The 12,830-nt window shown below is 34.4% G+C and carries 11 protein-coding genes; 6 read left to right on the forward strand and 5 right to left on the reverse strand.

Features of this window, described 5'->3' with window-relative positions:
• Positions 1-57 precede the first annotated feature (57 nt).
• Positions 58-555, forward strand: coding sequence for a thiol peroxidase (gene tpx, locus FW781_RS03840; RefSeq protein WP_394349721.1), 498 nt, complete (start codon positions 58-60; stop codon positions 553-555).
• A 261-nt stretch (positions 556-816) separates the two neighbouring features.
• Here the strand turns inward: tpx and FW781_RS03845 are convergent, their stop codons facing one another.
• Entirely contained in the window at positions 817-1,113 is a 297-nt protein-coding gene (locus FW781_RS03845; RefSeq protein WP_149386200.1) for a hypothetical protein, read from the reverse strand.
• 307 nt (positions 1,114-1,420) lie between these two features.
• On the reverse strand, positions 1,421-2,125 hold the full coding sequence (locus tag FW781_RS03850) for a TonB-dependent receptor plug domain-containing protein (protein WP_149386201.1): 705 nt from the start codon (positions 2,123-2,125) through the stop codon (positions 1,421-1,423).
• Between the two features lie 805 nt (positions 2,126-2,930).
• Here FW781_RS03850 and FW781_RS03855 point away from each other — a divergent pair.
• The gene (locus FW781_RS03855; protein ID WP_149386202.1) at positions 2,931-3,308 is read left to right on the forward strand and encodes a helix-turn-helix domain-containing protein; all 378 of its coding nucleotides are present in this window, start codon (positions 2,931-2,933) and stop codon (positions 3,306-3,308) included.
• Positions 3,309-3,828: 520 nt separating this feature from the next.
• Here the strand turns inward: FW781_RS03855 and FW781_RS03860 are convergent.
• On the reverse strand, positions 3,829-4,539 hold the full coding sequence (locus FW781_RS03860) for a DUF6261 family protein (RefSeq protein WP_149386203.1): 711 nt from the start codon (positions 4,537-4,539) through the stop codon (positions 3,829-3,831).
• 454 nt (positions 4,540-4,993) lie between these two features.
• Between FW781_RS03860 and FW781_RS03865 the strand changes: the two genes are divergently transcribed.
• The 4 genes from FW781_RS03865 (at position 4,994) to FW781_RS03880 (ending at position 7,852) form a co-directional block, all read left to right on the forward strand.
• Entirely contained in the window at positions 4,994-5,341 is a 348-nt protein-coding gene (locus FW781_RS03865; RefSeq protein WP_149386204.1) for a hypothetical protein, read from the forward strand.
• Positions 5,342-5,374: 33 nt separating this feature from the next.
• Complete coding sequence (locus FW781_RS03870; RefSeq protein WP_149386205.1) at positions 5,375-6,382, forward strand: CBS domain-containing protein; 1,008 nt, start codon at positions 5,375-5,377, stop codon at positions 6,380-6,382.
• A gap of 76 nt (positions 6,383-6,458) precedes the next feature.
• Entirely contained in the window at positions 6,459-7,031 is a 573-nt protein-coding gene (locus FW781_RS03875; RefSeq protein WP_149386206.1) for a hypothetical protein, read from the forward strand.
• Positions 7,031-7,852 carry a hypothetical protein gene (locus tag FW781_RS03880; protein WP_149386207.1) on the forward strand — a complete coding sequence of 274 codons (822 nt, stop codon included), beginning with the start codon at positions 7,031-7,033 and terminating at the stop codon, positions 7,850-7,852. Before FW781_RS03875 ends, FW781_RS03880 begins: the two co-directional genes overlap by 1 nt.
• 47 nt (positions 7,853-7,899) lie before the next feature.
• On the opposite strand, the gene FW781_RS03885 is transcribed toward FW781_RS03880, so the two are convergent.
• Both FW781_RS03885 and FW781_RS03890 read right to left on the reverse strand, forming a co-directional pair.
• A complete protein-coding gene (locus FW781_RS03885) occupies positions 7,900-9,885 on the reverse strand; it encodes a urocanate hydratase (RefSeq protein WP_149386208.1) in 1,986 nt (661 codons plus the stop codon).
• A gap of 265 nt (positions 9,886-10,150) precedes the next feature.
• Positions 10,151-12,721 (reverse strand): T9SS type A sorting domain-containing protein, encoded by a 2,571-nt coding sequence (locus FW781_RS03890; protein WP_172625657.1) that lies wholly within the window; start codon positions 12,719-12,721, stop codon positions 10,151-10,153.
• Positions 12,722-12,830: the final 109 nt, after the last annotated feature.

Raw genomic sequence — 12,830 nt, forward strand, 5'->3', positions numbered from 1 at the left:
GTTTTCAGTACACTGTTATTCTTTTCTGCAATAGGCTTTGCACAAAAATCTAAAGCAATCAATACGGTTTTAATGGGAGGAAAAGAAGTACATACTTATGCAAAATTACCGGCGCTGAATAAGCCAGCTCCTAAATTTACCCTTACAGATGTGAATATGAATGATCAGACACTGGAATCTTACAAAGGAAAGAATGTGATCTTAAATATCTTTCCCAGTGTAGATACAGGTGTTTGTTCAGCTTCCGTACACCATTTCAATGAAGAGGCAGGGAACCTTCCCAATACAGTAGTCCTTTGTATTTCCAAAGATCTTCCGTTTGCACAGAAAAGATTCTGCGGTGCTGAAGGAATTAAAAATGTAGTAATGCTTTCAGATTTCCGTTCCGACTTTGGATGGAACTATGGTGTAGAACTGATAGATTCTGCCATGAAAGGTCTTCTGAGCAGAGCTGTTGTAGTAATAGACCCTTCCGGAAAGATCATCTATGAAGAGCAGGTACCTGATATTTCTCAAGAACCGAATTATGAAGCAGCTATTGCAGCAGTAAAATAACATCTCACTTTTACATTAAACCATTAAGATAATTTAAAGATTTAAGATTATTAAGAAAAGCATATAGCTTAAAGCATCAAGATGTTTTCGTTTACCTACCTTAACAATTAAAATTTTCTTAATGGTTAAAAATATAAAACTCAGCAAAACGCTGAGTTTTTTGGTATTGTTATTGGAAAACGCCAAGGCGCAAAATAAAATTAAAACGATATTTTTTAAGGCGCAAGGATTTTATCTCCGATAAAATTGGGTACAGCCTATTTAATCTCCGTCTCCGCCAATAGAATGAAATTCTTTTGTTGAAAAATGCAGGAACAGTAAAGTAAGCAAATCATCAATAGAATCATCCACTTCTACATGAAAAACAGTTTCTTTTAACCTTCTTTTCTCTTCGCTTATATCGATCAATATTTTCCCTTTTTCAATCAGCTGTCGGTTCTTTTTTAATTTAAAATAATAGATCTGAACTCCCTGCCCCGACTTAATAATTCTTTCTTTGGCCAGATCGGTAAAGTAAACTACTGTATTAGCATCAAAAAGCTCTACATCATTCTTCAAGAAGCCTACATTCTTAATATTGTATTTTTTCGAGTTTAAAACTATATATTCCTCATAATGAAACAACTTACTACTCTTTATTATTCTTCCGATTTCATTTCCTATATCAGAAATCAGGACCAAATCCTTTTTCCGAAAGTGTGCTGTATATTTTTTCAAAGTTGTCTACTGATTATTTCTTCTTTTTAGTTGTTATAATAACGACTTTGTTTTTAACTTTTTTGTCAGGGTTCATATGTTCTCAGTTTTCGTGACATTGCTTAGGAATCGTCAGTTTCATGGTTATCTCTTTTATCCTCTAAGATAGTTAAATCTTTCTTTTCTTTTTAGTAGTAATCACTACTACTCCGCCTTTGGCTTTTTCACCAAACTTTGCAGATGCAGAAGCGCCCTTCAGGATATTCATTGTTTTTATAAGATTAGGATCCAGTGCTTTTACTTTTTCATAATCACTTATTTTTCCATCTACAATATACATAGGCTGATAGATTACTCCGCTTGAGGGAGCCCCACCAATACGTATACTGTTATTATCTTTAGAAGGCTCCCCAACAGATAATCCCGGCAATTTTGTGATGAGTTCTTTTCTTTCCTTTTCTTTGCTGTCTAATAAAACATTAGCCGATACTACTGAAACTGAGCCAAGCAATTTTCTGTCTCTCTGAGTACTGAAAACAATTTCCTTTACTTCTTCAGTCTTTAGGGTATCGCAGGTTTTATTTTGCTGTGCATTCACACTTACAATTCCACCCGTTGTCAGGATAGCGCCTACCGCAAATTTCACAAAAAGAGTATTGATATAAGAATAATGCAACTCCCGGTTGAGCTGTGATGGATTAAAATTTCCACAGATCTCTTCCGAAGTTTTGGAAAACACATCTATAATATCATCATCCGGAGCTTTCCTGAAGTCTCGTACTGTTTTGGAACAAACAGCACAGAATCTTCCTTTTTCATCAGGGGTCATTGTATTCCAGTTTTCGTGACAGGGTTTGGGTATTGTGATTTTCATAGTAAGCTTTTATTATAAAGATGAGCTTATAGCAGAAAAGGTTGGAAAGAGTTGTGAAATTTTCTAACATTTTAATTTTGTTGGAAAATCGTTTACATAGTCTTCCTATGTACTCACCCTGTCATTCCTCAGGAATCTAAACCCTTATTTTTTTCATCAATCCAAAAGCTTTCACTGCATAGATTCCTACGGAATGACAAACTGCATGGATAATCTAAGCGGATAGTTTGTATTAAAAGTCTAGGCAAATAAATGTCTATATATGCTTCCTAAGCGCTCACCTTGTCATTCCGCAGGAATCTAAACCCTTATTTTTTTCATCAATCCAAAAGCTTTCACTGCATAGATTCCTACGGAATGACAAACTGCATGGATAATCTAAGCGGATAGTTTGTATTAAAAGTCTAGGCAAATAAATGTCTATATATGCTTCCTAAGCGCTCACCTTGTCATTCCGCAGGAATCTAAACCCTTATTTTTTTCATCAATCCAAAAGCTTTCACTGCATAGATTCCTACGGAATGACAAACTGCATGGATAATCTAAGCGGATAATTTGTATTAAAGTCTAGGCAAATAAATGTCTATATATGCTTCCTAAGCGCTCACCTTGTCATTCCGAAGGAATCTAAACTCTTATTTTTTTCATCAATCTAAAAGCTTTTACAGCATAGATTCCTGTGGAATGACAATAAGAACGTAAAAAGCTCGCCAATGGCTAAGAAATCTTACTTCCCTACAATTTTCCTCTAAAAAGAAATATTTTTTTCCACTAATATTTTGCATATTTGTAGAAAATACGGGTCATGCAAAAAGAAAAACTACGTAACGTAAGAAAAAGAAAAGGCATCACACAACAGCAGATTGCTGACATCATCGCCACAGATGTATCCAACTACAGTAGAAAAGAAAGCGGAGATGTAGCCATAAGAAAGGAAGAATGGGAAAAAATCGCCCGTTACCTGGAAGTTTCTGTAGAAGAGATCTATGAAGAAGAAGATGCCAAGCAAATCTATAATTTTGATAACATCACTGAAAGTAGTGGCTTTGGAAATAATATAAATGGTAATCTTTATTGTAATGTACCCGAATTCCTTCTCGAAAACCAAAGAGACTATATAGAACACCTGAAGAAGGAAAACGAAAGGCTACAGGAAGAAATAAAGGCTCTTAAAAATAAATAAACCATTAAGAAGGTTGAAAGTATTAAGAATATTAAGCATCACGCTTTATAAAACATCTCTGATGTTTCCCCTTAACTAGCCTTCACTACATAAAAATCCTTAATGGTTCAAAAAAATAAAACTCAGCTGTATGCTGAGTTTTTTTGTACGGTAATTGAAAACGCAAAGATCAAATTAAAAAATACTATACTCAAGCGAGCAAAGAAAGAATCAATCAAGATTGATTTTATGAAGCTACCGTTTACATCCCGCTTCATCAGTGGCACAGCCACATCCCTTTGCTTCCTTATTTTAAAAAGAGTAATAATTAAAAACTTTGCGTCAAAAAACATGTTTTATTGGTAAACGCAAAGGCGCAAAAGGATAGTAAAAACAACCTGCTTTAAGGCGCAAAGATTTTATCTCCGATAAAATTGATGACACTTCACTTGCTGAAAATCTTAGATTTTCTTGCGCCTAAAAAATAATACTTAAACTTAAATAATCTTGCGCCTTAGCGTGTTTCCAACAAAACAAATACTTATGTCTGCGGTGCTGTATCACCACCTTCTTTCTTCCCTAGCGAAGAATTTTTAGCCGCTTTCACCAGCTCATTGGTATCACTATAGAAAAACTCCCAGCCGGAAACATCTTTCATTGCTGTAATCAGATTAAAATAAGATTTCAATGTTTTCTCCAGACCTTTTCGGATGGCAGTAGCACTTGTCATCTGGCGAAGATCTGCATTAGCTTCCGCCTGTTCGGAAAAAAGCGTTTCAAAGGACTGATGTTTTGCTTTCATATCCGCATATGCTGCAACCAGAGAAAGCGCAGATAGTTTCTGTGTATTTTCGGGAGTTTCCAGTTCCTCTATCAGCTTTTTCATTTGGGCGGTTTGGGAAGAGTAACTCAGCCTGTCAAGGTTCAGCCCAAATTTCTTAAATACCAGATACAGTTCTTCTGCGTTTTGATAGTTCTTGGCGGAGGACAATTTTCTGTAACCGTTCAGGAAGGCTTTCAGGTTACTGTACGCCATGTCTCTTTCATGATCTGCTGTGGCCACATCTGTTCCTTTTCCGCTATAGATTTTCTTTGTATAGACTTTATCATACTCCACATACGAAGACTGCAAAGCTCCTATAAGCGGATGATTGATGATAACTGGATATTTGCCGGATTGGGCATTGGAAATAATTCTTTGAGCTAAAGTAGCAAGATCTTTAGTACTCAACTCTGTGAGTGCAATTTTCATACTTGTGTTTTTTGGTTTTAATAAATTAACACTCAAATATATAAAAAAGTTGTTGGGTTACAAACATACCTACAACAAACCTCCCGACATCACGGGAGGTCCCCCCCAACTTGCAGGAGACTTCCTGAAATCTCGGGAAGTCACAAACATATTTGTTTTTAGCAATCCGAGGACTCGGGAGGTTTGTTTTACTATTGTTTTAGACTTTTGGAGGGGTTGGGGAGGTTATAAACGGGGTTGTTGTGAAGTAGGGAGTTTTTGGGTTACGGAAAACCGTAAGGCTTTGAGAATGATGTAGTTTATATTTGGGGAAATTTCCGTAGAAATACGGAGATTATTGTAATAGTAGTTTTTTATATTTGAGAGTTAAGGATTCGATAGTAAACATGTGAATGTAAGGTTTATTTTCGCTCCAAGTAATATGTAACAAAACAATCATACTAAAAAATAAAATATGTTAGAAAAAGATGAAAAAAAAATTCAAGAGGAATTAATAAAACTAATCAAAGAAAAATTATTAAAAGGATTCAAAGATTCAAAAGGGAAACCCGTTGAAAGTATTGAGTATGTGCAAATAATAAATATCGAAGAGGATAAAGAAAATCAGAATCGAAATAAAATAATCATAAAGCAAGTAATTGCTGATGCAAGATTACTAATCCAATTTATAGAAGGCTCAACAAGCTCTCTAAATACTCAATTTAAAAATAACAAATCAATTGAATTTTTAATAAATCAATCTACAGACGAAGTTGATTTGGTTGAATCAGATGTGACGTTTATTGAATACAAGATATTTTAAATACTCTTTTGAAACTGACTAAAATTATAGCCAATGAATAAACTAGAAGAGTTTTTACAAGAAATAAAGAAGCAAAAAAAGTCTGAAAAAATATCAACGAAACAAGTTATATCGTATTATGGTGTGGCAAAACGTGGATGGCGAGTCATTGAAAATGTAAATTCCTGGTTAGAAAAATATGAATTGGAAATGAAACCTCCATTAGATAGAACTAATTTTTATGGTTCTGTGGAAATTTCATTGAAACCTACAATACAATCAAATGGAGAATTAAAAAAAGCCAAATATGTTGATGTTATTCCTCGTTTAAATATTATAAAATCTTCAGATTTAAATTGCCCTGATAATATTTATGGTTTAGTTTCAGTACGAAAAGAAACTTCTATAACCGAAGCAATAACTTTAATGATAAAACATAATTATTCACAACTCCCAATTCTATCAGGTTCTAAAGAAGCTTTTGGTTTAGTTAGTTGGAAAAGTATAGGAATGGCATTAGCATTAGGAAAGAAATGCGAATTCGTTAAAGATTGTTATGAGTCTGTAGAAGTATTAAATTATGATGAACCTCTTTTTAAAGCAGTTAAAATAATATTAGACAAAGAAGTTGTTTTAGTTAAGGATTCAAAAAAAGATATTTCTGGAATTGTTACCGCAACTGACATTGGAGAGCAGTTTCTTATCTTATCAGAACCTTTTTTACTTATTGAACAAATTGAAAATTTAATTCGTCAAATTTTAGATGACAAATTAACTCTGGATGACATAAATACTGTTTTAGATCTGGAAAAATATAACAAAGAGATCAGACACTTATCTGATTTAACATTTGGACATTATGTAAGAATTATTGAAAATGAAAATCTTTTTAAAAAATTAGAAATTAAAATCGATAGAGTTATCCTACAAAAAATGCTTACTGATGTAAATATAACTCGAAATGAGGTTATGCATTTTAATCCCGAAGAAATGGAAGAAAATAAATTATTAAAACTAAGACAAACTCTAGATTTTTTACAGGCAATTGTTGAGCATAAGTAGTACATTATCGCATTACTAGTAAAAGAACCTAAGCTTGCACTAGTCTATTAATTAATATTATTATAATTTTTAAAGTATGGCAAGTAAAACAATTTTCGAAATAAAGGACAACTTTATTAAATTTCAAGAGCTCTTTGAAAAGAGGAAAACTATCACTAAGGATCAAATTATTTTAGTTGAAAAAGAAACAAAAAAAGATTGGACGATTGGCAATTCTGACACTGAAATAGAATTAGAATTCGATGATTTAGAGTTTATTGTAGAAAAGAAAAAGCTTAACAAAAAATATGGCCTAAAGTTCAGAAGTCAAAAGTTTTGTAAAACTCCTTTTTTTCGTTTTGATTCAGATGGTCCTGCACATCGAAATTATGATGAGAATATTCCCTTAAGCGAACAAATAGTTACAACTCCCCATTTTAATACATTCAATTCAGACGGAATTTCCATAGCTTATAAAAATGGCATCCTAAAAAATGAAGAGACTGCTAAAATTATTGTTGATGATATAAATTTTGGAGTATCTTTATTTTGTCAAGAAACCAATTCAAAATCTAGAAATAAAGATTGTCCTGAAATTGTTTTGAAAGAAGCAACATTGAATTACAACTATGAAGAAATGGTTAATTTTGATGACTTAAATTTTGAATAATGGAAAATGATGAAATAATAAATTTAGTAAAATCATCTTTTTGCAACTTAACTAGTGCAAGAGTTAGAAATAACTTCATAGAAATTATTACAGGTTATTCTACAATTAACTTTAAGTTTATTTCTGTTTTTATCTATAAAAGTAAAAATGGTAAATATATTGTTTCTGATTATGGCTGGCTAGATCAAAACTATTATGAAATATCTTTCAATGAGGAACAAGAAGAAATTACTGAAAGAATTAAGCAATCATACTTATATACCTACGATGTAAAACAAACAGAGGATACTGAAAAAAATATTTTCTATTATAAATCTACAGAAAACATTTCTAATATTGCATCTCTTGTTTTTGATATGGCTAATTTTTTAGTTGGAGTTATTAATGCTTATTGCTTGAGGTATAAAGATGAAAAAGATGATCGAGAAAAAGAAAATTTTAGAACTGAAGCAAATAATTTTTTAAAGCAACATTATAATCAAAATGTCAGGATAGACAGATATTTGAAAGATTTAAAAAACATAAAATTTAATGCGATTATATTTAAGGGTAATAAGCTCAATTTATTGACATATGTAACAGGCTCAACCCCACAATATTTTGAAAGTGGGTTAAGAAAATCAATTGTTAATTTTGAAATATCAGAAAAATCTGTAGAAAATAAAGATATTACAGAAAAGATATCTATAATTAACGATTCTTGTGATGGCTTCGTAAAATCACGTTCTGAAAGTTTGCTAGAATTGCTTCATGAAAAATCTTCACGAGAACCTATTTTGTGGAGTGAAAAAGAAAAAGTACTAGAAATAATATCAGCCTAAAGAATAAAACCTGCTTCACAGCAGGTTTTATTTATATCTAAAATGTTTTACAGTAAATTTTCATCTACCAGATTCGGAAGAGTTACCTTCAGATTAGGTTCTGCTTCCATGGCTCTTTTAATCGCGAAAACAGCACCTTCGTTTCTTGCCCAGCTTCTTCTTGAGATTCCGTTGTTTACATCCCAGAAAAGCATAGACTTCAGTCTTCTGTCGGCATCATCGCTTCCGTCCAGAAGCATTCCGAAACCACCGTTGATCACTTCACCCCAGCCTACTCCACCACCATTGTGAATGGAAACCCAGGTAGCCCCTCGGAAACTGTCACCAATCACATTGTGAATGGCCATATCTGCGGTAAATCTTGATCCGTCATAGATATTGGAAGTCTCTCTGTAAGGAGAATCTGTTCCTGAAACATCATGGTGGTCTCTACCCAATACTACAGGTCCTATTTCTCTATTTTTAATAGCTTTGTTGAAGGCTTCTGCAATTTTCATTCTTCCTTCTGCATCTGCATAAAGGATTCTCGCCTGCGAACCTACTACCAGTTTATTTTCCTGTGCTCCTTTGATCCACTGGATGTTGTCTTTCATCTGCTGCTGGATCTCTTCAGGAGAGTTTTTTACCATTTCTTCCAATACTGCACAAGCAATATCATCCGTTTTCTGCAGATCTTCCGGATTTCCGCTGGAACATACCCAACGGAACGGCCCGAAACCATAATCAAAACACATAGGCCCCATGATATCCTGTACATAACTCGGATATTTGAATTCTCTTCCCAATGTCGGATTTTCTGCCATTACATCTGCTCCCGCTCTTGAAGCTTCCAATAAAAAGGCATTTCCATAATCGAAAAAGTAGGTTCCTTTTGCTGTATGTTTGTTGATGGCTGCAGCATGTCTTCTCAATGTTTCCTGAACTTTTTCTTTGAATAGTTCCGGGTTTTCAGCCATCATGGTATTAGACTCTTCAAATGTCTGTCCTACCGGATAATAACCTCCAGCCCAAGGATTGTGAAGTGAAGTTTGGTCTGAACCTATATCAATTCTTAAATCTTCCTGATCGAATTTCTCCCACACGTCAACAATGTTTCCAAGGTAAGCCAGCGAAACCGTTTCTTTGTTAGCCTGTGCTTCTCTTACTCTTTTAACCAGTGCATCAAGGTCTTCATAGATCTCATTCACCCATTTCTGATCGTGACGGATTTTAGTAATTTTCGGATTTACTTCTGCGCATACAGTAACGCAACCGGCGATGTTACCAGCTTTTGGCTGAGCACCGCTCATTCCTCCTAATCCTGAAGTCACGAAAAGTCCTCCTTTAGGCTCTTTTTTAATTTTTCTGAAAGCATTTAATGCTGTAATCGTGGTCCCGTGAACAATTCCCTGCGGACCAATATACATATAACTTCCTGCCGTCATCTGTCCGTATTGTGTAACGCCCAATGCATTGAATTTCTCCCAATCATCTGGTTTTGAATAATTCGGGATCATCATTCCATTGGTTACAACCACTCTTGGTGCATCTTTATGAGACGGGAACAGTCCCATCGGGTGTCCTGAATACATCACCAATGTCTGCTCGTTGCTCATTTCCGAAAGATATTTCATGGTCAGCAGATACTGAGCCCAGTTGGAGAATACAGCTCCGTTTCCACCATAGGTAATCAATTCGTGAGGATGCTGTGCTACTGCATAATCCAGATTGTTCTGAATCATCAGCATGATCGCTTTTGCCTGCTCAGATTGTCCCGGATAATCTGTAATAGGTCTCGCCTTCATTTCATAATCCGGACGGAAACGGTACATATAAATTCTTCCGTAATCTTCCAGTTCCTGTTTAAATTCAGGAATCAGTTCTGCATGAAACTGAGGTTCAAAATAACGTAATGCATTCTTTAATGCCAGTTTTTTTTCTTCTTCCCCCAGGATTTCTTTACGCTTCGGAGCATGGTTGATATTGGTCTCGTATGGTTTTGGTTGTGGCAGCTGATCAGGAATCCCCTGCTGTATCTGTTCTTGAAATGTCATATTGCTATTTAAAGATCTATGTTTTAAACAATGTTTGAAGTTTTAAAGATATTCAAATTAGAAAATATAGGCAAGTGAAAGGATGAAAATGGCTTAGGGTTTAGGGTTATTGAACGCAGATATCATTCACAGTATGATATTAATAGTATGTTTGAATAAACGTGCCTCAATTCCCCTCCAAAGAAAGTCATTATTCAATACAAAAAAACCTTACTGAAATTCAGTAAGGTCTTATGTACAGTATTTGTTAAAAATACCTTGAGTTTTATTTTTTTATAAATTTTTCAACAAAATTTTCTTTGTTTCCTTTTAGATGGATGTAATATACCCCTATAGGAAGATGAGAAACATCAATTGTTGGTTTTAATTCAGCTGATTTGATTACTACTCTTCCCAAATTATCTACAATTTGATATTGATTCAAGCCTTCTGTTTTTACATTCAGAATACCTGTTGTCGGATTAGGATAGATCATGTTTTTCTTACCCGTTTTCTCTTCTCGGGTATGCAAAGTTGTTTGAGGAATAAGCCTGACAAGCCCTCTCACGGGCTGACCATCAAATTCCCTGAACTCACCGCCTACAAGAAAACCATTTCCTTGTCTCTTAATTGAAGATACGTCATCTGAATAATTATTAGGGTATGGTGTTACAAAACCGGTTCCGATATCAAAAGTAGGATCTACCGTTCCATTGGGATTATGTCTTACCAGCCCTTTAAAGTTGAAAAGCTCTGTGAAAGCGGTAAAAAACTTACCATTATTTTCAAATTCAAATGGCTGTTCTCTGGTAGTCATTCCATCATCATAAGATTGTGCAATAAATGAATTATCCACTGTTCCGTCTTCGTTAAATCGCATTAGTTTATGTCCAAAAATCAGATTGGAAATCGCATAGATTTTTCCATCCGGTGCAGGATACATGTCATTAATATTCGGTTGAGATGTTATTGTTGTAAAGGTTCCGTCTATTTGTCCATTTGGTAAAAGTCTGGCCATTACACTTTTAGATAAACTAGTGTCATAACCCGTTAACAGGATCTTTCCATCAGGCAGTAATTTAAGTCTGCTAAGCAAACTGTAAGGCTCTGCATAATCTATGGTGGTATCTATATTTCCGGCCTGATCCAGGACTACGAATTTATTATCAATAGGAACCGATACATTATTTTTAACATAATAAGACATTCCCGGAACTAGTATCTTATTATCATTAAACAGGATAAAGTTCTTAAATTTTAAGGATCCAAATAACCCCCGATCATTGCCTACCAAGCTAAAAAATGTAGGATCTAAGCTTCCGTCATAATTCAACCTTACAACTCCTCCTCCATTTTCACCTCCGTGTATTGTTCCTTCTGTTCCCAGTAATATTTTACCATTGGGTAAGAATTTAATATCAGCAGGTTCTTGAGACGAGTGAAATAATAATGGTGATGGCACTTTAAAGCCATTATCAACACTTCCGTCAGCATTTAGACGCACAATCCTATCACTTGGCTGTCCGTTATAAGCATAAAAATTACCTGTCACAATAATTTTCCCGTCCGGCTGCATAAATATTTTATTGGGAGCAGTGTCAAAACCTTTACAAATATTTTGAAACGTAGAAATTCTATCTCCGGCCAGAGGAGAAAACATCACCATATTCCCTGCCACATCTTCATTATAATATTTCATAGAACCGGTAGCAATAACATTCCCGCTCGAATGGAAGCTAAGATTATTAACATAGTCTGAAAATCCATATCCATTGATAAGCCGTGTTACTTTCCCCTGAAAAGCAGGATCCAGTGAACCATCATCATTTAAACGCATAATTCCTGGTGCAGACTGCCCGCCATACGATTTAAAACTTCCTCCCACCAAGGCCTTTCCATCCGGCTGTAAAAGGATTGAATAAACTCCGTCAAGACCAGTTCCTGAAGGATAATTCTGATAAAAGCTTTTCACTACAAATCCCAGATCTCTTGTTCCATCTGCATTCAGTCTCATTAAAAACTGGTTATTTCCGCCAAAAATAAATTTTCCGCCAATATAAATTTTACCATCGTTTCTCACAGCAACCGTTTTAATTCCCACTCCACTAAAATTGGAATAATCAGGTTGGGTAAATGAAGTATCGGCAGATCCGTTTACATTATGTCTTAAAATACGATTGAAATAGTAAGTCGTTATAATTTTACCATCTGGCTGAAGTTCAAAATTACTGACATCAGAATCATATCCTGTAAAATCAAAATCAAATGATGAATCTACAGATCCGTTTGTATTCAATTTTAAAATATATTTTTTGGTTGCTCCATTATAGGTTATAAAATTACCCCCAAGCAGAATCTTATCTCCGGCAAGCACTGCTACTTTGTTTACAGAAGGATTATCGGTAAATTGAGGAAATGAAAAGTTTCCAATATTGAAAGTAGCATCTTTAGTTCCATTGGCAGTAAGCCTTACCATATATTTTGAAGCCACATTATTATGTAAAGTGAACCCTCCTGCTACCAGAATTTTACCATCGCTCTGCAAAGCGACACTTTTCACAAACCTGTTAAAAACAGCTGTTGTAAAAGTGGGATCTATGGAATTATCAGGATTGATCCTTACCATATTGTAAATATCACCTCCCGGAACAGGCATAAATGTTTTATATACTACAAGAATTTTCCCGTCTGGCTGGGAAATACTAAAATCGATTTCCCGTTTGCCATCAATAAAATATTTATTGGTTTGAAAAGCCGCATTAAAATCAGGGTCTTTTATATACTTATCTTGAGAATAAAGATTAGAAAAAATAACACTAAAAAAAGAAACCAGTAGTGCTCTGGTATAGAAACTCATCATCATAAAGTTTAAAATTAGTTTTCAGCAAAAATACTGATATTAATTAACATGATTCAGCCCAGTAATTCAAACATTTATGTAAGGAAAAGTTTCTGTTTAACAAAAA

Source organism: Chryseobacterium panacisoli, assembly GCF_008274625.1.
GTDB classification, from domain to species: Bacteria; Bacteroidota; Bacteroidia; order Flavobacteriales; family Weeksellaceae; genus Chryseobacterium; species Chryseobacterium panacisoli.